Origin of the sequence: Pontibacter akesuensis, assembly GCF_001611675.1 — a bacterium.
Taxonomy (GTDB): Bacteria; Bacteroidota; Bacteroidia; order Cytophagales; family Hymenobacteraceae; genus Pontibacter; species Pontibacter akesuensis.
This window is the reverse complement of record NZ_CP014766.1, coordinates 2,049,642-2,061,468: the sequence shown is the minus strand read 5'-3', so window position 1 is coordinate 2,061,468 and position 11,827 is coordinate 2,049,642. Positions and strand designations below refer to the sequence as shown.

The window sequence follows — 11,827 nt, the reverse complement described above, 5'->3', positions numbered from 1 at the left end:
ATCTGTGTACGGGTGTACAGGGTCTAGTCGGCAGACTCGCCGATGGTGTTTTCCTCTGTGGCGAAGTCTCTTAGTTGCGGAAGGTCTTTGATGTGGTTGATGCCGAAGTAATCCATGAACTTTTGGGACGTGCCATACAGTACAGGTCGCCCGATGGTGTCGGCCTTGCCTTTAATCTCAATCAGCTCTTTCTCCAGTAGCTTATGAATGGCGTAATCGCAGCCTACGCCGCGAATCTGCTCTACCTGCGTTCTGGTTACCGGCTGCTTATAGGCAATAATTGCCAGCGTCTCCAGTGAAGACGCTGACAGTTTTTTCTTTGATTTGTGCTTGAGATATGTACTTACTGTTTCCTGGTACACCGGCTTTGTCAGAAACTGGTAGCCGCCCCCGATCGCGTAGATCTGGAAAGCGAAGTTCTGCTCAGCCAACTGCTCGTTTATCGCCTCCACGGCCTCCAGCACATCACTCACTAAAATCTCCTCCATTCCGAGCGATTCCTGTAGGCAACGCTGGATCTCCTCAATGCTAATGGGTGACTGGGCACAGAAAACGAGTGCCTGAATATGGTTTTGCAGTATATCCAAGGGGTAAAAGTACTAGTCGTTACGCTGAAGTTTGGCCTCGATGGAGTGCTGCGTGTGCGGCACGGCACGAAGTCTTTCCTTCGGGATCAACTTGCCGGTTACGATGCAAACACCGTAGGTACCGTTCTTGATGCGGATCAGGGCGTTCTCCAACTGCTGGATGAACTTCATCTGGCGGGAAGCCAGCTGGTTCATGCTTTCCTTCTCTGCCGTGTCGGCGCCGTCTTCCAACACCTTCGATGATGATGCCGTGTTATCAGTGCCCGAATCGTTGCGGCGGCTCAGGGTCTCCTTAATGAAGGTAACCTCCTTGCGTGCATTCGTCAGCTTCTCCTGAATGATCTCTTCAAACTCAGCCAAGTCTTCCTTGGAATACCGCTGTCTCTCTTCGTTTGTATTCATGGTACTGTCTTAGAACTGTAATATAGTTTAGCCGTTGGGTTTATGAACCAAACTCTTTTGCCTATGCCCTTTGGCGCCTTAACACGTATTGAGCTTTTAAAGTTTAGTTACGCTTGGTACTTGCAAAATCTTAGCCAAAGCGCCTGTCTTGCTGGCATGCCCGCTAAAATTGCTGCAAAAATAAGAGTATTATTAAGACTTTACTATCTATGGCAATTAAATAACATTTTTTCTCGCAGTTAATTACCTCATAGTCTGTAATTAGCAGGCCAGGCTAAGGCTAAAAGGAGCGTTAGATAGTTTAAGAGCAAGCTGGTGCTGGCAGCGAAACTTACAGACTAATCCCAAACCCGGTGAAGGGGCTCATTTCCCGTGGAGCAAGCCTACTTTGCTCCACGGGAGTACGGAAACAGGTTGTCTGGATATCGTTGTACCTGTGTAGCCGCCTTTAGAAACTCAGCATGCCGATTACGGCCGCAGCAGCCTCCACGCCTTTATTGCCGTGCTTGCCGCCCGCCCTGTCCAGCGCCTGCTCCAGGTTGTTGGTGGTAACCAAGCCAAAGCCCACCGGCTTGTTGAACTTCAGCGACACGTTGGTTAACCCGTTGGCCACTGCGTGGTTGATGTAGTCGTCGTGCTTGGTATCGCCTTTGATAACCACACCAATGCAGATAACAGCGTCAATCTCCTCCTGCACCGCCAGCAGCTGCGCGCCCAGCGTCAGCTCAAAGCTGCCCGGCACGGTGTTGATGAAAATGTTCTCCTTTTTGGCGCCATGCTTGATAAGCGTTTCCACTGCTCCCTCGCAAAGCACGCTCGTAATATCGTCGTGCCACTCGGCCACCACAATGCCAATAGTCTTGCCAGAGATATCCTTGAAGTTATCTTTCTTGTAGTCGTTCAGGTTCTTTAATGCTGTCGCCATACTTGGGTTCGTTTTTCGTTGATCGTTATTCGTTTTTCGCACAAGGCGGGCACAGCCATACTTGGTTTTGGCCCCAACTGCGCTTGTCTGAAACTTGGCAAGAATGCCAACAAAAAAGCGCTTCTGCCACAACAGCAAAAGCGCTTTTATACTTTATAATGGTAAAGCCTGGGCTTTTTATTCTGTTCTGCTACCCCCTGCCAACATCTCGGCGCGGGCTTTATACTTCTTGGCTTCAGCAACTTCGGCAGAAGCTACATAGTCCGTTACAATCTTGTTGTATACTTCAGCAGCAGCGGCATAGTCGTTCGCAGCCTCGTAGGCAATACCGGCCTTCATCAGGTACTGCGGCGAGAAGAACGGGTTGGCATTGTAGTTGGCAGCCTTTGTATAAATATCTGCAGCCTCCTTGTTCTTGCCTTGCTCCAGCAGCGCATCACCGGTCAGGCTATAGGCACGGGCCTGCAGCAGGTAGTCATCTGATTCAAACTCCTGCAGGTGCTCTACCGCCTCGGCATACTTGCCGGTTTTAAGCAGTGCGGTGCCAGCGTAAAAGTGCGCCAGGTTACCGGCATCTGTGCTACCGTACTCTTCTGTTATCGCCAACAAACCAAGGTTCTGGCCGTCGCCGTTCAGGGCTTTGCCCAGAGAGTCTGCCTCAAAGTAATAAACCGCCTGAAACATGGCATTCTGCGCCTCAACAGCCTGAGTGCTGCGGTAGTTGTAGTACAGGAATCCGCCTACAATTAGAGCCGCGATGGCGATGAACACACCGAGTAGCTTTGATTTGTTTTTCTTCACGAAATCCTCTGTACCCACCAGGCGATCCGCCAGTGCATCAGGGTTTTCAACCAGCTCCTCAAACTCGCTGTGCTTCTTAATTGTTTCTTTAGCCATCACAATAAAATGAATTATAACTTCAAAATTAAAAATTAAAAACGATATGCACCAACCTTATTATCAGCACAACAACAGATTTCTAGCTTTTAATTCCTAATTTCTTAATAATGCTGCTTAGTCCATTATGAAAGGATAGTCGCCTTCCACGTAAATGTCGGTATACAGCTCTTTCGGGTCCGGGTAAGGAGACTCCTCGGCAAACTTAACGGAGTCGGCCACGCGCTGCTTGATCTTATCGTCGATCTCGTCCAGTTCCTCTTCGGTAGCCCAACCGTTTTTCAGGATGGTGGCTTTTACAGATTCGATGGAGTCGCGGCCTTTGTAGTCTTCCAGCTCTTCCTTGGTTCTATACTTGGCAGGGTCCGACATGGAATGGCCTTTGTAGCGGTAAGTTCTGAACTCCAGCAGAGTTGGGCCCTCACCGGCACGGGCACGCTCAGCGGCTCTGGCCACGGCTTCGTGCACGCTCTCTACCTCCATCGCGTCAACCGGCTCAGAAGGAATGTCGTAGCTCTCACCCAAAGTATAAAGCTCCACCACGTTAGACGTACGCTTCACAGAGGTACCCATGGCGTAACCGTTGTTCTCAATCACGAAGATAACCGGCAGCTTCCAGGTCATGGCCATGTTCAGGGCCTCGTGAAACGCGCCCTGGCGCACCGCACCGTCGCCCATGTAGCAAATGCATACTTTACCGGTCTTGTTATACTTTTCGGCAAAGGCGATGCCTGCGCCAAGCGGCACCTGCGCGCCTACAATACCGTGGCCGCCCATAAAGCCTACTTCCTTATCGAAAATGTGCATGGAACCGCCTTTGCCCTTAGAGCAACCGGTAGCCTTGGCAAACAGCTCAGCCATGATCGCATCTGGGCTGGTGCCCAGCGCTAACGGGTGTGCGTGGTCGCGGTAAGCGGTAATCCACTTGTCGCCTTTCTCCAGTGCCGATGCAGCTCCTGCCGCACAAGCCTCCTGGCCGATGTACAGGTGGCAAAAGCCTTTTATTTTCTGCTGTCCGTACAGCTGTCCTGATTTCTCCTCGAAGCGGCGCATGAGTTTCATCGACTCAAACCACCACATGTATGTTTCCTTTGAAAACTTTGGCTCAGCCTGTACCTTTGCTTTCGCCGACTTCGCTTTTGCCTTATCTTTCGTATCAGCCATGAGTATTAGTCTTGCGGTTTTAAGATTTCCGTTGTTACATGGCAGGCGGTTAACCTGCTTGTGCTGCGGCAAATATAACCGCAAACGGTTTATCATGCGAAATTAAGGAAAAAGATATCAAAGTAGAAACTAAATGCTCCTCGAAAATCTCAGTTTGCTGTTCTTTAAGAACTACGAAGAAGCCTCACTAACTTTCTCGGAGCACATTAACTGTTTTATCGGTGACAACGGCAGCGGGAAAACCAACCTGCTCGATGCCATCCACTACCTGTCCATTACCCGAAGCGCCTTTCCGGGCACCGATGCGCAAAGTATAAAGCAGGGCGAGGACTTTTTTATGGTGAAGGGCCGCTTTGAGGTGGCCGGCGACAAGCACACAGTGCAGGTGAGCCTGAAGCAGGGGCAGAAAAAGGCCGTAACGCACAACAAGGCGCTCTACGACAAGATGAGCAACCACATCGGGCGTTTTCCGGTGGTGCTCATCTCGCCCTACGACACCGACCTGATCCGGGAGGGCAGCGAGGAGCGCCGCCGGTACTTCGACAGCCTTATCTCGCAGCTCAACCACACTTATCTGGAGCAGCTGATACAGTATAACTACGCGCTGAAGCAGCGCAACTCGCTCCTGAAGCAGTTTGCGGAGCGCCACTACTTCGACCGCGATTACCTGCAGATCCTGAACGAGCAACTGATTCCCTTTGGCGAGCAGCTGGCGCAGGAGCGGCAGACCTTTCTGAAGGAGTTCGTGCCCATCTTCCAGAAGCACTACCGCCACATTTCCGATAGCCACGAAGAAGTAACGCTTACCTACAAAAGCCAGTTGGAGGGCGATGACTTCGCGCAGAAGCTGCAGCAGGCCGAGCGCAAGGACATGGCCCTGCAGCGCACCACGGTGGGGCCGCATAAAGATGATTTCGTGTTTTTGATGGATGGCAACCCGGTGAAGAGCTTTGGCTCGCAGGGGCAGCAGAAGAGCTATGTGATCGCCCTGAAGCTGGCGCACTTCGAGGTGATGGACCAGCGGCAGCACCACAAGCCCCTGCTCCTGCTCGATGACATCTTCGACCGCCTGGACGAGAAGCGCATTAACAAGCTCATGCAAATGGTGGCCGCCCATACTTTCGGCCAGATATTCCTGACGGACACACACCTGGAAAGAACCGACAAAATTCTGGAAGGACTCTCGGAGAGTATCCGTAGATTTGATGTGAAGGAAGGGACGGTGAAGGTGATTGGGTAGTTCGTGCTAGGCAACTTTGCCTCTTCCATCTATAATAATGTACTTCATCATGAGCATCGAGGTAGAAGAAAGCTTAAAAAAGCTAGAGTCATTAGACAAAATAGTGATTGAATCTGCAAAAGATATGGTTCATGATGAAAACATGTATCCTCTTGATTTATTAGCGAATGCTGTTCTTAACAGAACCCTGTCAACTATAAGCGGTTTTGTTCTTCTTACAAGAGCTAACAATTTTAACTGTGCTGCACACTTGATAAGACTTCATCTAGATAATTTACTCAGATTCTCTGCAGCTTGGATTGTAGATAACCCTCATGATTTTGCAATGAAGGTTTTGGGTGGCGAACAAATCAACCATTTAAAAGATGCGACAGGTGCAAAGATGAATGATAGCTACCTCGTAAAGAAGTTATCTACTGAGTACCCGTGGGTTGAAAAGGTTTATAAAGAAACCTCTGGTTTTGTACACCTAAGCGATAAACATATATTCAATTCAACGAGGCTGAAGGATAAAGAACAAAGGACTATAGCGTTTTCAATCAGTAAGGAAGACTACTTTGTTAGTGATCAATCGAGAGTTGAAGCTACAGAACTAATGATCGAAATTACTAATTGCATATGTCATTTCATTAAGAGTTGGACATGGACTAAAAAGCATCCGCACACTTAAGTAATTTATACTTGAGGTTATTTGACACTACGCTACTTTGAAAATTCATTGATTTACACACCATTTCAAATCATAATTCCCCAACCCGTGCGCTACTACAAGAAGAAAGAGGCGATTGACAAACGCAAGGCAGACATCCAGCCGATTGGTGAGAGCCTGAAGGCGCTGATGCAGACGTACCGCATCGACGGTAAGCTAAGCGAGGTGCAGTTGGTGCAGAACTGGGAGAAAATCATGGGCAAACCCATTGCCATGAAAACGCAGCAGTTATACTTTAAAGACGGCAAACTGTTCGTGAAACTCACCTCGGCTCCGCTCAAGCACGAGCTCAACATGTCTAAGAGCAAGGTGATTAACCTCCTTAACATAGAGGCAGGCCGCGAAGTGGTGAAGGATGTGATCTTTCTGTAAGGCAACAGCGGCAGCGGAAACAAAGTATATCCTTCCTATACTATACTTTGCCCGATGACCGACAACCACAATTACCGCCCCGTTTCCTACTCCCGCACCACCCTCACCGAGCTGATGATCCCGAGCTACGCCAACTTCGGCGGCAAGATTCACGGCGGTATTCTGCTTTCGTTGATGGACAAAGTGGCCTACGCCTGCTCGGCCAAGCATGCCGGCAACTACTGCGTTACGGTAACGGTGGAAGGTGTTAACTTTCTGCAGCCTGTAGAGGTGGGCGAACTGGTGTCGCTGAAGGCTTCGGTGAACTACGTGGGCAATACTTCACTGATGGTGGGCATCCGGGTGATCGCTGAAAACGTGAAAACAGGCAAGATCAAGCACACCAATACCTCCTACTTCACCATGGTGGCCAAAGGCGACGACGACAAACCTGCCCGTATCCCTGGCCTGCTCCTGGAAACCCGCGAAGACGCCCGCCGCTTTCTGGAGGCGCTGAAACGCAGGGAGCTGTCGCAGCGCTACCAAACGGAGCTCGCCAACTCCAAAACCATACTTAGCGTGGACAATGAGCTGCACCTGCTGGAGAACCAGCGCTGCAAGCTGGCTTATTTGTAAATGCCCCAACAAGTATAAAAAAAGCCGCAACCAAAATACTGGCTGCGGCTTTTTTATGCTAAACGTTATACTTACAAACTAGGGCTGGTAGCTTTGGCAGCGCTTTTCTTTTCTTTTGTTTGCGGTTGCTCCCGGTTGATCTGCATGATGTCCACTGGCTGGGAATAATCACCCAGCAGGTGCCTGGTGAAGTAGTCGCCCATCATCCAGAAGAAATATTCGGTCATATCGCCAAAGCCGTGGCGCTGCCCCGGCATCAGCATAAAGTCGAAGCGCTTGTTTGCTTTGATAAGCGCATCAGCCATGCGGATGGTGTTGGCAGGGTGCACGTTGTTGTCCACGTCGCCGGTTACCAGCAGCAGGTGCCCTTTCAGGTTCTTGGCCAAATCCGGGTTCTTATCAATGGCATACTTGAAGGTAGTATCTCCTTTGGCTGTGATCACTTCTTTTACGCCGTGGTGCTTCTCGCTCCACCAGCGGTTGTAGATGTTGTTCTCATGGTTACCCGCTCCCGAAACAGCCACCTTGAAGAAATCAGGGTACACCAGCATGGCGGCAGTAGACATAAAACCACCACCAGAGTGGCCCGTGATGCCCACGCGGCTGATATCAATAAACGGATGGCGATCGGCCAGCTGCTCAAGGGCGGCTTTCTTATCGGCCAGGCCGTAATCGCGCAGGTTGCCGTAGCCGTAGGTGTGGTACCACTTGGAGCGGGCCGAGTGCCCTCCCCTGTTGCCCACTGTTACAACGATAAACCCAAGCTGCGCCAGGCGGTCCAGGCGGTCCATTCGGTGGCCAAAGGCTTTGTTCACCGCCTCTGTCTGCGGCCCTGGGTACACGTACTCTATTACCGGGTAGGTTTTGGTGGAGTCGAAATCAAAAGGCTTGTACATTACGCCGTATAAATCCGTGATGCCATCATCCGCCTTTACCATGAATGGCTCCGGAAACTTGTAGCCGGTTGTCATCAGGCGCGAAAGGTCGGCTGTTTCCAGGTCCATTACTTTGCGGCCCTTGTTGTTGTACACCTCCGATTTAGGAACAGAATTAACCGTGGAGGCCGTGTTCACGAAGTAGGTGTTCGCATCGTTCATGCTCACGGTGTTGTCGAAGCTGCCGCGGTTCAATAGCGTCAGCCCGCTCCCGTCAAGGTTTACGCGGTACAGGTGCAGCAGGTAGGGGTCTTCGCCGGCTTCGCGGCCGTTTGCTGTAAAATACAGCACGCGGTTCTTTTCGTCAATACCCACGATTTCCTCAGTATGGTAAGGGCCTGTGGTGATTCTGTTTTTCAGGTTGCCTGCGCCATCGTACAGGTAAAAGTGGCCCCAGCCATCGCGCTCCGACCAATGAATCAGTTCCTTGCCGCCATTTACTAGCCCTGCCCTGTTTACCTCCACATAGGTGTTGAATTCCTCTTTGATCACCGGTGTTACAGCGCCCGACTTCACATCAAGCTGACAGATATCGATCTTCTTCAGGTCGCGACTGGTGCGCGTAAAGTATAGCTTGTCATTGGTGCCATGCCATACATCGGGCTTGTACACATCATCTCGGTTCTTCTTCAAATCGGGCGCCGACCACAGCGATAGCTCCTGGTCTTTGTAGGCCGCGGCGTTAATTTTTTTCGCGCTTTTGGCAGCGAAGTCGAACACCAGCAGCTCCCGGATAGGCGCTTCCTTCTCACCCGGCATCTGGTACTTGTATGTTTCGAGCTCAGGCCGGCCTTTGGCTGTGTTATGGATTACCCACAGGTCCTTTACCTTGCGCTCATCCGACCGGATCATGGCAAAGGACTTCGAATCAGGAGACCAGGCGATGCGGGCAGGCTTGCGCTTGTCCTTGTTTTTCTCGCGCTCCACGTTCGTTTCGCCCCTGGCATCGCCGTAGTGGTAATGCTCTACGCCGTCTTTTGTGAGCTGGTGCTCCACAATCGTAGAGTCTTTCTCGTCTTTCAGCGCCTTTTCGTAGTTGGCTTTGTCCATCCAGTACAGGTTGTACTGCCTGGCAAAAACCACTACATCGCCGTTTGGTGAAACAGAGGCCCACTTTGGCTTGTCTTTCAGCTCTTCCTGGTCCTTCAGCTCCTCCAGCCTTTGGGTAGCCAGGTTATACCGGAAAAAGAAGGTCTTTTTCTGCAGCGAATCGGCGTCGGTTTTGTCTTTCCTGTCTTTCTTTACCTCATCAATAGAGCTTTTTATCTCGAACAGAATGCTTTTCTCATCCTCCGAAAACTTCAGTTTCTGAATAGGCAGGTGCTGCGCGTCAAACGGGTCTTTCACAATCATCGTCACTTCCGAAGCAAGTTTGGCATTATCGAACATTACTTGCTTTGATTTTGAGGCAGGGTCCACGATATACCACTTCTTGCCGTCGCTTGTCTCATACTCGTACCAGAAGCGGTCGGAGTTCTTGAGCCAGTGCGGGTCTACGGCGGTGCTGAAGACAAGCTTTTCCAGCTTGTCGGGCGAGAAACGGGAGGCTAACTGGTAATTCCCCCTGGCTTGGTTGCCCGGCTGTGCTTCTGCCCCCAGGCACAGCGCCAGTAAGGCGGTAAAAAGGTATAAGTATTTCATTAAGTTGATGATGTGTTAAGATAAAATTTCACTAATGTAAAAAGTATGGCTAACAATTAAAAACGAAGGTTTCCATCTCCCCCTGAAACCGCCTTACTATGCCGGGAATTCCCATTTAAGAGATTTCTTCCTTATCTTTAGCTATTAAACACACACCTAAACCTACACATGACTATAAAATCTAACCTTAAAACAATGCTGGCGCTGCTGCTGCTGGCAGGTTCTCCGCTTATCACCCCAACTGAAAGTATAGCCCAGGAGGCGGTTCGCCAGGACGACGACATCAAGAAAATGATCAACGAGATCTCGACCAAGAACCTCGAGGAACTTGTGCGCAAGATGGTGAGCTTCGGCACGCGCCACACCCTAAGCACCACCACCAGCAAGAAAGAAGGCATCGGCGCTGCCCGCGAGTGGGTGAAGTCGGAGTTTGAGAAGTATGCCAAAACCTCCGGGGGCCGCATGACCGTGGAGATGGACCGCTTTGTGGTGCCGGCCGACGGCCGCCGCGTGCCAAAGGACACTGAGATGGCCAACGTAATGGCTATCCTGAAAGGAACTGACCCCAGCGACGACCGCGTAATTATTGTGGGCGGCCACCTCGACTCCAGGGCAACCGACGTGATGGACGCCAAAAGCAAGTCTCCGGGCGCCAACGACGATGCCTCTGGCGTGGCCATGGTAATGGAAATGGCCCGCATTATGGCGCCTTACAAGTTTCCGGGTACCTTGATATTTGTGGCTTTCCAGGGAGAGGAACAAGGGCTGTACGGCTCCACGCACCTGGCCGAGCGCGCCAAGAAAGAAGGCTGGAACCTGGTTGCGATGCAAAACAACGACATCGTGGGCAACTCCTATTCTGATGAATTAAAGATGCACGACAATACCCGGGTCCGCATTTTCAGCGAGGGTACACCGGCTAACGAAACAGAGGAGCAGGCACGCCTGCGCCGAACACTGGGTTCTGACAACGACAGCCCGAGCCGCAACCTTGCCCGCTACATGGAGCAGGTTGGCGAGAAGTATGTAGACCAGATAGACGTGGTGCTGGAGTATCGTGCAGACCGTTTCCTGCGTGGCGGCGACCACACGCCTTTTAACAGACAAGGCTACTCTGCCGTGCGCATGAGCGAGATGAACGAGGACTTTGACCACCAGCACCAGGACGTGCGCAAGGAGAACGGCACACAGTACGGCGACCTGCCCGAGTTCATGGACTTTGAGTACCTGCGCAAGAACACCGCCGTTAATCTGGCAAGTATGGCAAGCTTAGGCTGGGCCCCGGCTGCCCCTGATAAGGTGGGCGTACTTACCTCAGAGCTTACCAACACAACCACCCTGCAGTGGCAAACTCCGGCCAAAGGCGCCAAGCCAGCCGGATACTACGTTCTGATGCGCGAAACGAGTGCGCCAACCTGGGAGAAGCGCTTCTACGTAACCGACACCAAAGTAACGCTGCCCTACTCCAAGGACAATTACTTCTTTGCCGTGCAGTCGGCAGACAAGGAGGGACACGCGAGCCTGCCGGTACTGCCTGTTCCGGTACGTTAGTATGAGCTGATGAAAAAGCTGCTTTTGCCGCTGTTGCTGCTATTCTGCGGCCAGGCTTTTGCCCAGCTAGAGGTACACAAGATTGCGCCGAAGGTTTGGGTGCATACCTCTTACAACACCTATCAGGGTACCCAGGTCCCGTCTAACGGTTTGATCGTAGCTACCACTGAAGGTATTGTGCTGGTAGATGCCGCCTGGGGCGATGAACAGACAGAGGAGTTGCTGGCGTGGATTGAAGAGAACCTGAAACAGCCTGTGAAAATGTGCATCGTTACCCACGCCCACGACGACCGCCTAGGTAGCGCAGCTTTGCTACAGCAGAAAGGCATTCCGGTGTTTGGCTCATCTCAAACGGCCACGTTGGCTGCAAGCAAGGGCATAAAGCTAGACCCTACTTTACCGATGGACAAAGCGTTAACTGTAGGCAACCAAAAGCTGGTGGCGTTCTATCCCGGCGCAGGGCATACCGCTGATAATATTGTGGTTTACCTGCCTCAGCAGCGTGTTTTGTTTGGCGGATGCCTTGTAAAGGATGCCGCCGCCAAAAGCCTGGGTAACACCGCCGACGCAGATGTAAGCTATTGGCCCTCTGCTATCCGAAATGTGCAGCAGCGGTTTAAAAAGGTAAAGACGGTGGTTCCCGGCCACGGCCCCTGGAGCGGACAGGAAGCTTTCGCCAACACCCTAAGGCTCCTGGAGCAGCAGCAGTAGTTACCGAAGTATACATCACATAAACAAAGAGGCCAGCATCCGTAAGATGCTGGCCTCTTTGTTTATAGTAAGCAGACG

General features: G+C 51.4%; 13 protein-coding genes. 7 read left to right on the top strand and 6 right to left on the bottom strand.

The genetic code is table 11. From position 1 onward, the window contains the following. Nucleotides 1-23 precede the first annotated feature (23 nt). Nucleotides 24-587 (bottom strand): SMC-Scp complex subunit ScpB, encoded by a 564-nt coding sequence (scpB, locus tag A0W33_RS08705; protein WP_068837791.1) that lies wholly within the window; start codon nucleotides 585-587, stop codon nucleotides 24-26. 12 nt (nucleotides 588-599) lie between these two features. Further along, the gene (locus A0W33_RS08700; RefSeq protein WP_068837790.1) at nucleotides 600-989 is read right to left on the bottom strand and encodes a TraR/DksA family transcriptional regulator; all 390 of its coding nucleotides are present in this window, start codon (nucleotides 987-989) and stop codon (nucleotides 600-602) included. Nucleotides 990-1,031: 42 nt separating this feature from the next. Between A0W33_RS08700 and A0W33_RS20880 the strand changes: the two genes are divergently transcribed. Further along, nucleotides 1,032-1,232: a hypothetical protein gene (locus A0W33_RS20880; protein WP_139237140.1), complete on the top strand. Its 201-nt coding sequence runs from the start codon at nucleotides 1,032-1,034 to the stop codon at nucleotides 1,230-1,232. A gap of 205 nt (nucleotides 1,233-1,437) precedes the next feature. Here the strand turns inward: A0W33_RS20880 and ribH are convergent, their stop codons facing one another. The 3 genes from ribH to pdhA form a co-directional block, all read right to left on the bottom strand. Then, nucleotides 1,438-1,914 (bottom strand): 6,7-dimethyl-8-ribityllumazine synthase, encoded by a 477-nt coding sequence (gene ribH, locus A0W33_RS08695; RefSeq protein WP_068840020.1) that lies wholly within the window; start codon nucleotides 1,912-1,914, stop codon nucleotides 1,438-1,440. A gap of 177 nt (nucleotides 1,915-2,091) precedes the next feature. After that, nucleotides 2,092-2,811 (bottom strand): tetratricopeptide repeat protein, encoded by a 720-nt coding sequence (locus tag A0W33_RS08690; protein ID WP_068837789.1) that lies wholly within the window; start codon nucleotides 2,809-2,811, stop codon nucleotides 2,092-2,094. A gap of 117 nt (nucleotides 2,812-2,928) precedes the next feature. Beyond that, nucleotides 2,929-3,975 carry a pyruvate dehydrogenase (acetyl-transferring) E1 component subunit alpha gene (pdhA, locus tag A0W33_RS08685; protein WP_068840019.1) on the bottom strand — a complete coding sequence of 349 codons (1,047 nt, stop codon included), beginning with the start codon at nucleotides 3,973-3,975 and terminating at the stop codon, nucleotides 2,929-2,931. A gap of 133 nt (nucleotides 3,976-4,108) precedes the next feature. On the opposite strand from pdhA, the gene recF reads away from it, so the two are divergent. From recF to A0W33_RS08665, 4 genes are all read left to right on the top strand, one after another. Continuing rightward, nucleotides 4,109-5,215: a DNA replication/repair protein RecF gene (recF, locus tag A0W33_RS08680; RefSeq protein ID WP_068837788.1), complete on the top strand. Its 1,107-nt coding sequence runs from the start codon at nucleotides 4,109-4,111 to the stop codon at nucleotides 5,213-5,215. Nucleotides 5,216-5,264: 49 nt separating this feature from the next. Continuing rightward, a complete protein-coding gene (locus tag A0W33_RS08675) occupies nucleotides 5,265-5,885 on the top strand; it encodes a hypothetical protein (RefSeq protein ID WP_139237141.1) in 621 nt (206 codons plus the stop codon). An 87-nt stretch (nucleotides 5,886-5,972) separates the two neighbouring features. Then, nucleotides 5,973-6,296, top strand: a complete 324-nt coding sequence (locus A0W33_RS08670; RefSeq protein ID WP_068837786.1) for a DUF721 domain-containing protein — start codon at nucleotides 5,973-5,975, stop codon at nucleotides 6,294-6,296. Nucleotides 6,297-6,350: 54 nt separating this feature from the next. Continuing rightward, on the top strand, nucleotides 6,351-6,911 hold the full coding sequence (locus tag A0W33_RS08665; protein ID WP_068837785.1) for an acyl-CoA thioesterase: 561 nt from the start codon (nucleotides 6,351-6,353) through the stop codon (nucleotides 6,909-6,911). Between the two features lie 71 nt (nucleotides 6,912-6,982). Here the strand turns inward: A0W33_RS08665 and A0W33_RS08660 are convergent, their stop codons facing one another. Next, complete coding sequence (locus A0W33_RS08660) at nucleotides 6,983-9,487, bottom strand: S9 family peptidase (RefSeq protein ID WP_068837784.1); 2,505 nt, start codon at nucleotides 9,485-9,487, stop codon at nucleotides 6,983-6,985. 168 nt (nucleotides 9,488-9,655) lie between these two features. Between A0W33_RS08660 and A0W33_RS08655 the strand changes: the two genes are divergently transcribed. Both A0W33_RS08655 and bla read left to right on the top strand, forming a co-directional pair. Then, on the top strand, nucleotides 9,656-11,038 hold the full coding sequence (locus A0W33_RS08655; RefSeq protein WP_071890026.1) for a M28 family metallopeptidase: 1,383 nt from the start codon (nucleotides 9,656-9,658) through the stop codon (nucleotides 11,036-11,038). Between the two features lie 9 nt (nucleotides 11,039-11,047). Beyond that, nucleotides 11,048-11,749 (top strand): subclass B1 metallo-beta-lactamase, encoded by a 702-nt coding sequence (gene bla / locus A0W33_RS08650; RefSeq protein WP_068837783.1) that lies wholly within the window; start codon nucleotides 11,048-11,050, stop codon nucleotides 11,747-11,749. Nucleotides 11,750-11,827 lie beyond the last annotated feature (78 nt).

What these genes read in the sequence shown, in the direction of transcription:
- A0W33_RS08700 (WP_068837790.1), bottom strand. Translation starts at nt 989, where the DNA reads ATGAATACAAACGAAGAGAGACAGCGGTATTCCAAGGAAGACTTGGCT.
- A0W33_RS20880 (WP_139237140.1), top strand. Translation starts at nt 1,032, where the DNA reads ATGAACCAAACTCTTTTGCCTATGCCCTTTGGCGCCTTAACACGTATT.
- ribH (WP_068840020.1), bottom strand. Translation starts at nt 1,914, where the DNA reads ATGGCGACAGCATTAAAGAACCTGAACGACTACAAGAAAGATAACTTC.
- A0W33_RS08690 (WP_068837789.1), bottom strand. Translation starts at nt 2,811, where the DNA reads ATGGCTAAAGAAACAATTAAGAAGCACAGCGAGTTTGAGGAGCTGGTT.
- pdhA (WP_068840019.1), bottom strand. Translation starts at nt 3,975, where the DNA reads ATGGCTGATACGAAAGATAAGGCAAAAGCGAAGTCGGCGAAAGCAAAG.
- recF (WP_068837788.1), top strand. Translation starts at nt 4,109, where the DNA reads ATGCTCCTCGAAAATCTCAGTTTGCTGTTCTTTAAGAACTACGAAGAA.
- A0W33_RS08675 (WP_139237141.1), top strand. Translation starts at nt 5,265, where the DNA reads ATGAGCATCGAGGTAGAAGAAAGCTTAAAAAAGCTAGAGTCATTAGAC.
- A0W33_RS08665 (WP_068837785.1), top strand. Translation starts at nt 6,351, where the DNA reads ATGACCGACAACCACAATTACCGCCCCGTTTCCTACTCCCGCACCACC.
- A0W33_RS08660 (WP_068837784.1), bottom strand. Translation starts at nt 9,487, where the DNA reads ATGAAATACTTATACCTTTTTACCGCCTTACTGGCGCTGTGCCTGGGG.
- A0W33_RS08655 (WP_071890026.1), top strand. Translation starts at nt 9,656, where the DNA reads ATGACTATAAAATCTAACCTTAAAACAATGCTGGCGCTGCTGCTGCTG.
- bla (WP_068837783.1), top strand. Translation starts at nt 11,048, where the DNA reads ATGAAAAAGCTGCTTTTGCCGCTGTTGCTGCTATTCTGCGGCCAGGCT.